This is a genomic window from Vibrio hepatarius (assembly GCF_043642085.1).
Taxonomy (GTDB): domain Bacteria; phylum Pseudomonadota; class Gammaproteobacteria; order Enterobacterales; family Vibrionaceae; genus Vibrio; species Vibrio hepatarius_C.
Window position 1 is genome coordinate 157,650 of the sequence record NZ_JBHZSA010000001.1, and the last position, 12,247, is coordinate 169,896.

The 12,247-nt window shown below is 42.8% G+C and carries 11 protein-coding genes; 5 read left to right on the forward strand and 6 right to left on the reverse strand.

Annotated elements, in window-relative coordinates:
- The first annotated feature begins 11 nt into the window (after positions 1-11).
- On the forward strand, positions 12-4,277 hold the full coding sequence (locus ACHUFZ_RS00735) for an Ig-like domain-containing protein (protein ID WP_394125446.1): 4,266 nt from the start codon (positions 12-14) through the stop codon (positions 4,275-4,277).
- Between the two features lie 156 nt (positions 4,278-4,433).
- On the opposite strand, the gene ACHUFZ_RS00740 is transcribed toward ACHUFZ_RS00735, so the two are convergent.
- Together ACHUFZ_RS00740 and ACHUFZ_RS00745 are read right to left on the reverse strand one after the other, a co-directional pair.
- Positions 4,434-5,627: a class I SAM-dependent methyltransferase gene (locus ACHUFZ_RS00740; RefSeq protein WP_394125447.1), complete on the reverse strand. Its 1,194-nt coding sequence runs from the start codon at positions 5,625-5,627 to the stop codon at positions 4,434-4,436.
- Between the two features lie 96 nt (positions 5,628-5,723).
- Positions 5,724-7,127, reverse strand: a complete 1,404-nt coding sequence (locus tag ACHUFZ_RS00745) for a methyl-accepting chemotaxis protein (protein WP_394125448.1) — start codon at positions 7,125-7,127, stop codon at positions 5,724-5,726.
- Positions 7,128-7,223: 96 nt separating this feature from the next.
- On the opposite strand from ACHUFZ_RS00745, the gene yccX reads away from it, so the two are divergent.
- The gene (yccX, locus tag ACHUFZ_RS00750; protein ID WP_394125449.1) at positions 7,224-7,496 is read left to right on the forward strand and encodes an acylphosphatase; all 273 of its coding nucleotides are present in this window, start codon (positions 7,224-7,226) and stop codon (positions 7,494-7,496) included.
- Positions 7,497-7,523: 27 nt separating this feature from the next.
- On the opposite strand, the gene ACHUFZ_RS00755 is transcribed toward yccX, so the two are convergent.
- The 3 genes from ACHUFZ_RS00755 to ACHUFZ_RS00765 form a co-directional block, all read right to left on the reverse strand.
- The gene (locus ACHUFZ_RS00755; RefSeq protein WP_394125450.1) at positions 7,524-7,853 is read right to left on the reverse strand and encodes a TusE/DsrC/DsvC family sulfur relay protein; all 330 of its coding nucleotides are present in this window, start codon (positions 7,851-7,853) and stop codon (positions 7,524-7,526) included.
- Positions 7,854-7,980: 127 nt separating this feature from the next.
- Positions 7,981-8,649: a Bax inhibitor-1/YccA family membrane protein gene (locus ACHUFZ_RS00760; RefSeq protein ID WP_053440382.1), complete on the reverse strand. Its 669-nt coding sequence runs from the start codon at positions 8,647-8,649 to the stop codon at positions 7,981-7,983.
- 612 nt (positions 8,650-9,261) lie between these two features.
- Positions 9,262-9,969, reverse strand: a complete 708-nt coding sequence (locus ACHUFZ_RS00765; protein ID WP_394125451.1) for an SDR family NAD(P)-dependent oxidoreductase — start codon at positions 9,967-9,969, stop codon at positions 9,262-9,264.
- A 187-nt stretch (positions 9,970-10,156) separates the two neighbouring features.
- On the opposite strand from ACHUFZ_RS00765, the gene ACHUFZ_RS00770 reads away from it, so the two are divergent.
- Positions 10,157-10,639: a GNAT family N-acetyltransferase gene (locus tag ACHUFZ_RS00770; protein ID WP_394125452.1), complete on the forward strand. Its 483-nt coding sequence runs from the start codon at positions 10,157-10,159 to the stop codon at positions 10,637-10,639.
- A gap of 114 nt (positions 10,640-10,753) precedes the next feature.
- Positions 10,754-11,071 (forward strand): heavy metal-binding domain-containing protein, encoded by a 318-nt coding sequence (locus ACHUFZ_RS00775; protein WP_134837121.1) that lies wholly within the window; start codon positions 10,754-10,756, stop codon positions 11,069-11,071.
- Positions 11,072-11,228: 157 nt separating this feature from the next.
- Here the strand turns inward: ACHUFZ_RS00775 and ACHUFZ_RS00780 are convergent, their stop codons facing one another.
- Positions 11,229-11,420 (reverse strand): hypothetical protein, encoded by a 192-nt coding sequence (locus tag ACHUFZ_RS00780; RefSeq protein WP_394125453.1) that lies wholly within the window; start codon positions 11,418-11,420, stop codon positions 11,229-11,231.
- Between the two features lie 313 nt (positions 11,421-11,733).
- Between ACHUFZ_RS00780 and ACHUFZ_RS00785 the strand changes: the two genes are divergently transcribed.
- Complete coding sequence (locus ACHUFZ_RS00785; RefSeq protein WP_394125454.1) at positions 11,734-12,147, forward strand: nucleotide triphosphate diphosphatase NUDT15; 414 nt, start codon at positions 11,734-11,736, stop codon at positions 12,145-12,147.
- The last annotated feature ends 100 nt before the right edge of the window (positions 12,148-12,247 follow it).

Below are 12,247 nucleotides of genomic sequence, written 5' to 3' on the forward strand. Positions count from 1 at the left end.
TGACGTACACGATGAGCGATGAGAGTGGCCAACCGGTGACCTCGACAGCGACCATCACGGTTACGGGCACCAATGACGGCCCAACGGCGACGGCGAACAGCTACGATGTAAACGAAGGCGGTAACGTGTCAGGTAACCTGATTGGTGATGACACGGGTGCAGGCCAAGACAGCGATCCAGAAAACGACACCTTGAGTGTGACGCACATTAACGGTCAGCTACTGAGCTTTAATGCCGACGGTGAAGCGCAAGTGACCATTGGTGAAGGCGTACTGACGGTGAAAGCGGACGGCAGCTTTAGCTACGTACACAACGGTGCCGAGCCAGCGCCAACGTCATTCGAGTACACCGTGAGTGACGGCAGCCTAAGCAGCAATGCGACGGTGACACTCGATGTGGCGCAAGTGAACGACGCACCAGTCGCACTAGACGACCCACAAGGTTTTGTGTTGTCTCTAGGTTCTTTTGATACTGAAAATGGTGCTTGGGATAACCAAGGTGTTGCAAGCGTTGATGCTTCCTTTAATGGCGTTAGCCAAGGTGTTTCTCACAACAGTGACTCAAGCAGTGTTGGCATTGGAGTTGATAGTGATGCCAATAATGGTCCAGCGACACAGATTCAATATGACCGCGATTCTGGTGAATCTGAAAAGTTAAGCATTAAGTTCGACGAACCCGCTACAGAAGGTAAGTTTAAAGTCAGCCATTTATATGCTGTTGAAGGTGGCTCAAGTGAACAAGGTAAGTGGACGGCGTATCTAAACGGCGTCGCAATTGCCAGCGGGTTATTTGCGAACACAGACGGTCACGTTGGTGAGTTTGATATTGATACCAACGGTTTTGCATTTGACGAGATAGTGTTTGAAGCAACCGAGTTTACTGGTGGTAATCAAGGTAAGGGAGATTCTTCAGATTACTTCCTAGAAGGCCTAGAGGTTAGTTCAGAAGGTATATTTGCTTTCAATGAAGATGATGTCATTTCGATTCCTGTTTCGGAACTTCTAAGCAACGATAGCGATGTTGATACAGCGCACTCGAAGTTAGCGATTAATGACACATTTAACCTAGTGGATGGGGATGGTAATCCGATTGCAGGCGCAAGCTTCGAGCTAGTAGGTGAGAATGTAGTAGTTACGCTACCTGAAAACTATTATGGAAAAGTAAGCTTCGAATACAATATCACTGACGGCGACCTTACGAGTAACGATGCTACTGTAAGTATCGTTATCAACCCTGTAAACGATGCGCCGACAGTTAGTGATCTCGTGAATGTAGTAACTGATGAAGATACCCCTCACGTACTGACTGTTTCAGATTTTGGTAATTACTCTGATGTCGAATCGGACTCTATAGTTTCTATAAAAATTACTTCATTACCGGAAGAAGGTGTTCTTGAATATAAAGTCGGTGGCGATTGGGTACGTGTAAACATCGACCAAGAATTGACTGTTGCGGATCTTGACGGTGATAAAGTTCGTTTTGTACCAGGTAATAATGAATCAGGCTTGGATTACGCCTTGATTGGGTTTGAAGTAAGTGATGGTAAAGACTATAGCGACGGTAATTATCAGCTAAATGTCGATGTTACACCCGTTGCAGATGCACCTTTCGTTACGTTGGCCATTGGTGATCCAACGTCTCGCGTTGTCGACGATTTTGATTACGATAAGGTGATAAGTGATCTTAAGTCGAGTGCCGGTGAAATTAAAATAGGTACTGATCTATCTGAACAACTTTTTACATCGGAATGGAATAGTACACATGACTATATTGAAGGTCATGGAAGTGCAGATCACATGATTGGTTACGATGGTAATGATATTTTGTTTGGTGGTGCTGGGGATGATTCACTCTATGGCGGCAACCCATCTAATCAGTCTGATTTGACGGATGGTTTTGATACAGCGATATACACTGGTAATTATTCTGATTATGTTATAACTCCACATGACTCAGGTTCAAATATATCAATACAACTTGTTGATAAGCGTGGAATTGATACAGCTAGTGCTGAAGGTGATCGCTTATACAGCATCGAAAGACTTATATTTGCTGACGGAATATACGTTATTGAGGATGGCGTACCAGTAAAACAAGAGCAAACGGAAACCGTGCTTCCTGTTGATATTACAGTATCGCTAGATGATTTGGATGGAAGTGAGTTTATTCAAGAACAGTCTGTTACGTTGAATGGTGTGCCAGATGGTGTTCAATTAGTGATTGAGGGGGTAGTACAAACCCCTAACTCTGATGGTTCTTACACAGTGAAGTTAGAGTTATCAAATGATGGGTTGCATGGGAATATTAGCGCTGAATTAGTTGCTCGAAGTGGTTACGAAGGCAGCCTCGATTTTGATTTGTCAGTGTCTGCGACTAGCCAAGAGAAAGTTGGTGATGATTCTGCAACAACCACTGTATCAGAGAGCGCTACTCTATCTAGCTCTGACCTGATTATTGATACAAATGCTAGTTCAACAGTCGAGGGTCATGGTGGTGATGATGTTATCGTTGCTGATATTGGTGGATACCACACAAGTATCATTCCTGCAGTTAACTATAATATCGCTATTATTACGGACCTGTCAGGAAGTATGGATACAGAAATGGGTTCATCGACGCGTATTGAGGTTATGAAAGATGCGCTAATCAATTTTGTTAACACTTTAGATGATCATACAGGCACAATAAATATCACGCTCATAGGCTTTGGTACGAGCGCTGAGATTGCTGTTGATATTCAAGACCTAACGTCAGGAAATAGCATTGACGATTTAATTAGCTCTATAGAGTCTTTAGCTATTGGTGATGTGGATGGTAACGACAATCAAGATGTTGGTCAGGCAACTAACTACGAAGCCGCGTTCGAGCAGGCTAGTAATTGGTTTAATGCTGAACAGCAAAACAATGATTACCAGAATCTAACTCTATTTTTAACTGATGGTAAGCCAACGACACATAACGGAGATTCTTCTAGTTCTGGCGGTTCATTGGATAGTGCAGATTTCATCAATGCTATCGATGATTACCAACAAGTTGCTTCCAAAGGTACTGTCCGTGCTATTGGTATAGGTAACGGCATAAATGAAGACACGTTGAAGTTCTTCGATAACTCTGCTAACGATATTCAGAATCAGATGGTGGAGTTCGAGTTTGAAGATGCCATTACAGCTAAGAAGGGAGAATATAGCTATGATACAGTATTTAGTTTTGAACTGGCAGACACAAATCCACAGTCAGCAGTTTTAAGTTTCGATATTGAGGAAAGCGATAGTAAGGGCCTTGAGCAGGGCCGTTGGGGCACTGATACTGTAATATGGTGGCTAGTAGATAAAGATAATAATACAGTAGCATCTGGAGATCGTTTAGGAACGTCTTCGGTTACCGGATTGGCATCGGGTCAGTATAGTCTTATCGTACAAGTTGTTAATAACATATCGTGGCATCACGCTGACCAAGATAAGGTTACTGTTAGTGGTAATTTGTCTGTGGAGCTTCCCGCTGGCCAAGTCGACATTGTTAATTCAGGTGACGAACTCACAGCAGCGTTGATTGGCGAAACTTCAAATAGCGTACTTGCTGAGTTAGGAAATGACACGGTTCTAGGTGGACGTGGTGATGATATTCTGTTTGGTGATGCAATCAATAGTGATGACTTGCCTTGGGGTGTCGATGGTAATCCTATCAAACCATCAGACCTTAATGTTGATGCTGGTATTGAGGGAATAAAACGTTTCCTTAACGAAGTAAATGGTTCCGAGCCTACTCAAGAAGAGTTGTATGACTTTATTAAACAAAATCACGATGCTTATCGATTATTCGATGAAAGTAGAGGCGGTGACGACGTACTTGATGGTGGTGAAGGCAATGACATCCTATTTGGACAAGGTGGCAAAGACACCCTAATCGGCGGCTTAGGCGATGATATCCTAACTGGTGGTGAGGATGTTGATATCTTCAAATGGGTTGACCAAACACCTAATGATAACCGTACTGAAACAGACACGATTACCGATTTCCAAGTTGGTCAAGACCATATAGATGTATCGCAACTACTAACAGAAGATGACACTATGGAAAAACTCTTGGCTCACCTTTCTGTAGACAAGCTAGCCGATGATAAGTTGGAAATTCATATTACTGACTCGGATAAAGATATTACGATAACAGTTAATAGTGTTGATAGTTCCTTTAGTGGTATATCTGATGGCCAGGTCACAGGCGAGTCTCTCAATGACTTGATAAACTCATTGTTTACCAAACTTCCAGAAAGCAACTAAAACAAAAAGGGCCGCAAGGCCCTTTTTTAATGCTCGTTACTTAGGCTGTGTATCTTGCAGCATCAGTAAAAAGAAAGGGTTGACACCAAGTGTCAACCCTTCAAAACTTCTCGCTTCTCGCTTCTCGCTTCTCGCTTCTCGCTTCTCGCTTCTCGCTTAAAGCACTTTACAAGCAAATCCTTTCAGGTAGAAACCTTCTGGGTATGCGCTATCAGTCGGGTGGTCAGCAGCTTGTTCAAAGCGTTCAACAAACTTTACTTGGCGACCAGAATCTACCGCAGCATCAGCAATGACTTTTTGGAATAGTTCACCACTCATCAAGCCAGAGCAAGAGTAAGTCAGTAGTGTGCCGCCTGGCTTTAGAATCTGCATCGCTAGCATGTTGATATCTTTATAGCCATTCGCACCTGATGTCAGGTTGTTCTTGCTTGATACGAACTTAGGTGGGTCCATAACTACGACGTCAAATTTAGTACCTTGGTCGCGGTATTCGCGAAGTAGTTTGAATACATCGGCGTTAAGGAATACAGCGCGTTTTTTCGAAATATCAAACTCGTTTAGCTCAGCGTTGAATTTAGCGGTATCTAATGCCGGTTGAGATACATCCGCGTTGATCACGCGCTTAGCGCCGCCTTTTAAAGCGTAAAGACCAAAGCCACCAGTGTAAGAGAAGCAGTTAAGCACCTCTTTGTCTTTAACGTACTTCATTGACTGGAGACGGCTATCACGTTGGTCAAGGTAGAAGCCTGTTTTGTGGCCACCGATGATATCAACACTGATCTTGACGCCGTTTTCTTCAATAACTACTGACTTAGGTGGCTCTTCACCATGCAGAACACCTGTAGTTTGCTCAAGACCTTCTTTCTTACGTACCGCAACGTCTGAGCGCTCGTAAATATTGCACTCAGGGAATACCTCTAGAAGAGCTTCAACTAGTACTTGCTTGTTGAACTCAGCGCCAGCACTTAGAAGTTGGCAAACAAGGTAGTTTTGAAACTTATCGATGGTGATGCCAGGTAAGCCATCAGATTCAGCTGCCATCAAGCGGTAGCCCGTTAGACCGTCACGTTCGATGATATCTTCACGTAGTAGTTGAGCGTCTTGGATGCGTTTAACGAAGAATGATTTGTTAATCTCTTCTTTATCGAAGCTCCAAACTCGTGCGCGGATCTGTGAGCTTGGTGAATAAGCCGCTTTTGCCAGCCACTTTCCATCGTGTGAGAAAACATCCACAGTTTCGCCAAGTTTTGGTTCTCCTTCCACTCGATGAATGCCACGAGAAAACACCCAAGGGTGCTTACGGCGAAGGGACTTGTCTCGGCCTTTGACTAGATAGATAGCTGGAGTCATTGGGTTACTCAATAGGTTGTTTTTAAAGGAGAGGTATTTTCTAGGATGTGTATTGGAATTGCAAATAAAAGAGCCGCCTAGTGGCGGCTCAGATTGTTAAGCTTTTAGACCGGTAAGCAGAGCTTCCATTTGGTCACTTTGATTTCTCAATTGCTCGATGTTGGCATTGGTCGCATTAATCATGCTGCAGACGTTATCTGATTGGATGCGAATCTCTTCAACGCTTGCCGCAATGTTGTCAGCAACCACGCCTTGCTCCTCTGCTGCGGTGGCAATCTGAATGCTACTGTCTGAGATAGACTGGTTTTTCTCAGCAAGAGAACCAATCTCTACATCAACCTCAGACATTAATTGTTGACCTTCAGACGCGTTGGTTACTGTGGTTTCCATTAACTGAGTCAACGATTGGCTATTGCGTTGCAGCGCTTCGATCATGGTTTGGATCTCTACGGTTGCTTGCTGCGTGCGTCCTGCGAGAGCGCGTACTTCATCTGCAACAACCGCAAAGCCTCGGCCTTGTTCACCAGCACGCGCTGCCTCAATCGCTGCGTTAAGTGCGAGTAGGTTAGTTTGCTCAGAAATACCGTTGATAGTCGTCACGACTTCATCAATTTGAGCGGCGTTTGCATCTAGCTCCGCAACCGCTTCTGAAGCAGAGCGAATCTCATTAGACAGTTGTGAAATCGAGTTCAGTGTATGACCCACTTTCTGCTGACCTTGAGTTGCAACGCTGCGCGCATCTTCTGTTTGCGTACTTGAGTCATGGGCAAGGTTAGCAACTTCACGAATAGTTGAAGCCATTTGTTCAGTGGCACTTGCAAGGGAGTTTAAGTGCTCTTGCTGCGTTCCAGAGACATCAGCACTTTGAATGTTCGATTGATTCAAATCAGAGCTGATTTGCTGCATCAATGCGATTGACTCTTGAATCGAAATAACCAGGTTTTGCTCACGCTCGGCCACTTGGTCGATTGTGATGGCGATTTCGCTAAACTCGTCTCGTACCTTGAAGAAATTCATACGGCTAGTTAAATCACCACTTGCTAGCGTGCTTAATGCTTTGTTCATGGTAAACATTGCGCCGCCAATGAAGGTCATAATGTAGTAAACACCTAACGCAATAAGTGACAATGTAACAAGTACGATGGTGATATGTGTGGCAGACATTGAAGACCATAGGTTTTGGTCATGTGTTGCTACAATACTGAACTCGCCGCCATTAATGGCAATAGATCCTTGGCCTGAACCGAAGGTGATCGTGTCTGAGTTGTTGATGATTGAAGCAACTTGGCTCTGGGATAGGTTACCTGCTTCAATTAGGTCACGCATCAGAACCAACTCATCTTGATAGAGATGGTTGAGCATTTGATCCGCAGTGTTATCCAAAACGAGTGTAAGAACGACTAATGCAATCAAAGGGAGAAGGAAAAGAAGGTAGAACTTTTCCTGAATTTTGAGATGAATGAGATATTTGTCAATCCAACGAAATGGTATTTCTTTCATAATTATTATATCCAGTGAGAAAACCCATATGTCCATTATGGGTGATAATTAAAACCATCTAAATATATCACTGAGCAATGAATAGAGGTACATCGAATGCATGAAAGTTGTGAGAGGTTCACGGTCTCGGGGCTTGTTCAAGGTGTTGGCTTTAGATATTCGACATCTTATGAAGGGCAAAGGCTAGGTGTTACAGGTTATGCTAAGAACTTATACAATGGCGATGTCGAGGTTGTGGCGTGTGGTTTGCCGGAGCAAATTGAGGCAATGGCTCAGTGGCTTGAGCACGGCCCTAAGACATCAAGAGTGGAGAGTGTTGTAAGAGAGGCGATTCCATTCAAACCGTTTAAAGGGTTTAAGATTCTGTAGTGGGAAACTACAGAATCGTCTATAGCATTATAGGCATTTAGCCGGTTTTGGCAGGCCAGCGAGCTTGGTCGCTTGTTTTGCAGGACCTTGTTTGAATAGCTTGAACAGGTACTTACTATTGCCTTTTTCTGGCCCGTGCGCCTTTTCCATCGCTTTCACCAACATTCTGACTGCTGGCGATGTATTAAATTCCACATAGAAATCGCGAACAAAATGGACGACTTCTAAGTGTGCATCAGTCAATTCAATACCTTCTTGCTCGGCTAGGATACCAATCATTCCTTCTTCCCATTGGGTATGATCCAATAGGTAGCCCTGTGCGTCAGTTTCGATTTGTTTACCGTTGTACTCAAACATCTTACGATCCTAATAACATAGATATTCAATAGGGTAGCGCAGCATACCGTGATTAAACAATATCGCAAGTATGAAAAAGCCCGGCAGGGTTATCTGCCGGGCTTTTGGGTATCAATCAAATGAACGATTAGTCGTCGTTCATAATACCTAGAATGCTTAACAAGCTCGTGAACAGGTTAAGGATGTTTAGGTACATAGAAATTGTAGCACTTACGTAGTTTGTTTCTTCACCACGTACGATGCGGCTTGTGTCGTATAGAATAAAACCAGAAAACACAAGTGCAGACATGCTGCTGATTGCTAGTTGACCAATTGTAGAACCAACAAAGATGTTGATGATCGCGGCAACGATAACGATGATTAGACCTGCAATCAGGAAGTTACGCATGAAAGAGAAGTCTTTCTTGCTGCTGATTGTGTAAGCCGATAGACCTAAGAACACCATACCTGTCAAACCAAGAGCTTGAGCGATGATAGATGGTCCGTTAGCGATTGATGCGTAGTAAGTTAGCATTGGACCTAGAGCACCACCCATGAGAGTTGTGAACACGAAAGTCCATACAATACCCATTGATGAGTTAATGCTTTTTGGTAGTGCAAAGAAAAGAATACCGATAGCTGCAATTTGCATAACAAGAGCCATCATTGGTGAAATACCAATTGCCATTGTTGCCATTGCCGCTACTGCACTTGTTACTAACGTCATTGATAGCAAGAAGTAAGTGTTCTTAAGTGTTTTGTTGATCTCAAGTGTATTAGGAGCACTTGTAGAACGAGTAAACATAGGGCTGTTCATGATCTTCCTCGTAAGGTTTTATGTTTATAACTACATTTATGAGGTTGAATGGCCAAAAAATCAAGCCCCAATTAACGTTGTAGTAAATAAAATAATAATAGAAATAAAAACTTATGTATTTTGAAATATGTAACCTGATATTTCGTGGTCTCGTTGATTTTCTATTGCACCATTAAAAACTGCTGAGATGACGATTTAGTGAACGAAAATTAAAGAGGATTAGCAACGTTCGGCATTTTGGGTTTGAATCGGCATAAGCATTTCAGGCACAATAACTTAGGTTTGTCGAAAGCAATACCCACTACTTCATTGGACGCCCTTTGTGCTCAGTGGGTGTCTGCTACATAAGGTTATAAATAAATGGATGTAAATGGCTATATATGTAGTGGTCAACTAAAATTGGGACTGTTCTAAGTTTCCCACACTGAGTGAACTTTACGCGGCTTTGAGCCTACAGGTTTAGAGGCGGGTTTCAACGTAATCCGCTTCGTAACAATGTTTTTGGTACGCACATAGCTAAGCCTATAGGTGCAAGTCCACAACGCAATACTTTAGGCAAGGTATTCGCGGTTGTTTGCACCTTAACGGGGTGTTTTCTTTGAGAACCTCAAGTTACTCTAAGTCTATGACACTGCAGCGGATAGAGAGAGTGCTTACTGCAGCTCCAGCAGATAGACTTCGAATAAACTGAAGTGATTTTGCTAGATCTTGTGTTTCAATTTTTAAATTATTATCAATGCGCCCATCATTCGTCATATCAGTATCTACGACGCTAGGGCATAAACAGCAGACCTTTACCCCAAAAGGAAGAAGCTCGTGATAAAGCGATTGGCTATAGCTAACAATTGCAGCTTTTGTGGCTGAATATGCCGCAATCTTAGGGACTGGCGCCAAACCCGCAGTCGAGCCTAGGTTGTATATTTCTCCGTAGCCTTGCTGTTTCATCTTCTCAGCAACCAAATTACAAGCAGTGATTGTAGATAATAGGTTTACATTTACCAACTCAGAAAGCTTAGCTAGGGAAAGGTTAGTATTACCAGCGGCTAAGACACCAGCGCTGTTAACCATAACATCAATGTTTCCTCGCTCTTTTATGATTGATTTGATTGCGGTTTCAACTTCTGATGGATTGTTGAAATCGACGGACATTGTGTCCACGAGGCATGAGGAATACTGGGACGTTAGCTCTGCTTTAGCCTGCTCAAGGTTTTCTGTATTTAAAGCAAGTAATACTAAGGAGTATCCTTCCTGAGCAAAGTAATGAGAAATAGTTTTTCCAATCCCGCGACTAGCGCCAGTGATTATGGCAACTTTAGACATAATGTATCCCTAAATGATGGAATAAGCGTATTGTCGGGTAATGTACTAAATAGTTTCCCTAATTCGAACTGATTTTTGCATGAAGGGATAACAAACCGTTTAAAGCCACTTAACAGAGCGTTATGATTTTTATCGAAATAGGGAGGTTGTATGGCAATGTCGTTTAAGAGTCAGAGGCTGGCAGTATATGAGGTCTCTGGAGAGTTTGATTTGTCTAAACACTCCGAAACACTCCGATTTGCTAGAGCGAATACCTCACATTCTCACACCCGCTGTCGTAGGAAATCTGCCTCCATATTTTTATGATATAGCGTCTAGTGAGCAGGCTAGGATCTGGCTTGCTCGAATGTTGTTGGAGAGCCGCTTACTTCAGGTGGAAAACAACAATCATAAACTAATTGGCTTTTTGTTCGCCTACGTAGAGAACGACAACAGCGCCCATATTGGTTATTTACTCGCTGAAGAATACTGGGGGCAAGGGTTGGCTAGTGAATTACTACAAGGTTTTGTTGATGAAGTCGTGAAATCCGAACCATGGGTAAAGCTCGTTGGCGGCGTTGACCACTCCAATGTTGCATCTGCCAAGTTACTTGAAAAGTTAGGTTTTGTAGAGCACGCTGTTACTGATAATGGTGTGGTTTTCTATGAATATGCGATTTCCCGACCATAATCATATTGTTTGTCCCCTTCAATACTAGTTTGTTTTGTGTCTGCCGTACAATGCTGTAGGTTGGGTAGCGTTTTGTCCACTACGTGATTTAGAGTTATGTTCTAAGGGGAAATTATGATTTATACGACAACAGAAACCGTTCCTGGTAAGGAAATTGAAGCGGTATTGGGCATTGTTAATGGAAATGTGGTCCAGTCTAAGCATGTTGGCCGAGATATCATGGCTGGCTTGAAAGGTATTGTCGGTGGTGAGCTTAAAGGTTATACCGAGATGTTGATGGAAGCTCGTAATATAGCAGTTGAACGATTAATAGAAGACGCTCAAAAGTTAAATGCAGATGCAATAGTGGGAATACGATTTACAACTAGCTCTGTTACTGATGGGGCATCAGAAATACTCGTGTTTGGTACGGCCGTTAAGCTTCGCACGTAACAAGCATTGAGAGTGGTCTGATGCTTGGTATTTTCAGTTTGAATCAGCTTTAGTGGCGACGATACAATGGTTTTAGCGACGTGTTGGGTGTTGCTTATTCCCTAATTGCTAGCTGGCTTACGACTTAGAAGCCAGCTATATCAATGTTTTACCTATTCTATTTTGGCAAAACCATCACTGACTTCAAGTTCGAGTTTAAGTCAAAGTGAGTATTGACCTTTATATCATCCTTTTTGAATACGACATCATCAAAGTCCGTCATAGCGATCTTAAAGCCATTCTGTACGAATAGAGTTGTGACAGGTGTTCTTTTACTGCTTTTGATAGCTGACTTAAATAATTTATCCATGGCAATTTACCTTCATTTAGGGAGCTGTAACTAAAATAGCCACCTATCTGTATGAGATCAATTGCACATTTGATTTGAAAAATTTATGGTAATGGCAAGAAATATTTAGGTATTCATAGTGACAATTAGGGGCTTAGTGTGTGTGGCTTGGGATAATGTGTTGAGGCAAATTTTGTGCACATTATCTCGTTGTTTTGATTAGTGAGTTATTCATATAACTCTTGAATGTCATAAAGGCTTACAAATTCAGCTAACAATTAAACTGGTCAGGTTTGCAACGTTTGGCGAATCGGCGTGTGAAAAGGAGTAAAGAATGAGTAAGGAAGTGCGAGTGGGCGTGGCAGCAGTCATTCTACGTGAAGGACGAATTTTACTTGGAGAGCGTATTGGCTCCCATGGTGCGCATACTTGGGCGACTCCTGGTGGGCATCTTGAATTGGGTGAAAGTATTGAAGAATGCGCAACGCGGGAAACACTGGAAGAGACAGGCTTAGTTGTAGACTCGTTTGAGAAATTTAGCTTCACTAACGATATCTTCGAAAAAGAAGGCAAGCACTATGTGACGTTGTTCGTTGTCGCCTCGTGTTCTCGTGGTGAGCCTAAGGTAACTGAAGCACATAAATGTAAACAGTGGAAATGGTTCGAATTAGATGAACTCCCAGAGCCGCTGTTCTTGCCTCTGACTAATTTGTTAAAAGAACCCGTAAGCCTCCGTGCGTTTACTTAGCAATCAGCTTTAGTGATGGCGGTACGTAGACGAAGTCCTTATTGAGAGGTTCTTATAGATATTGTTCATATATACGCCTTGGTGAACTTATATTTAAACA

What these genes read in the sequence shown, in the direction of transcription:
- ACHUFZ_RS00745 (WP_394125448.1), bottom strand. Translation starts at nt 7,127, where the DNA reads ATGAAAGAAATACCATTTCGTTGGATTGACAAATATCTCATTCATCTC.
- ACHUFZ_RS00765 (WP_394125451.1), bottom strand. Translation starts at nt 9,969, where the DNA reads ATGTCTAAAGTTGCCATAATCACTGGCGCTAGTCGCGGGATTGGAAAA.
- ACHUFZ_RS00755 (WP_394125450.1), bottom strand. Translation starts at nt 7,853, where the DNA reads ATGTTTGAGTACAACGGTAAACAAATCGAAACTGACGCACAGGGCTAC.
- ACHUFZ_RS00785 (WP_394125454.1), top strand. Translation starts at nt 11,734, where the DNA reads ATGAGTAAGGAAGTGCGAGTGGGCGTGGCAGCAGTCATTCTACGTGAA.
- ACHUFZ_RS00780 (WP_394125453.1), bottom strand. Translation starts at nt 11,420, where the DNA reads ATGGATAAATTATTTAAGTCAGCTATCAAAAGCAGTAAAAGAACACCT.
- ACHUFZ_RS00760 (WP_053440382.1), bottom strand. Translation starts at nt 8,649, where the DNA reads ATGAACAGCCCTATGTTTACTCGTTCTACAAGTGCTCCTAATACACTT.
- ACHUFZ_RS00770 (WP_394125452.1), top strand. Translation starts at nt 10,157, where the DNA reads ATGAGGTCTCTGGAGAGTTTGATTTGTCTAAACACTCCGAAACACTCC.
- ACHUFZ_RS00775 (WP_134837121.1), top strand. Translation starts at nt 10,754, where the DNA reads ATGATTTATACGACAACAGAAACCGTTCCTGGTAAGGAAATTGAAGCG.
- ACHUFZ_RS00740 (WP_394125447.1), bottom strand. Translation starts at nt 5,627, where the DNA reads ATGACTCCAGCTATCTATCTAGTCAAAGGCCGAGACAAGTCCCTTCGC.
- ACHUFZ_RS00735 (WP_394125446.1), top strand. Translation starts at nt 12, where the DNA reads ATGAGCGATGAGAGTGGCCAACCGGTGACCTCGACAGCGACCATCACG.
- yccX (WP_394125449.1), top strand. Translation starts at nt 7,224, where the DNA reads ATGCATGAAAGTTGTGAGAGGTTCACGGTCTCGGGGCTTGTTCAAGGT.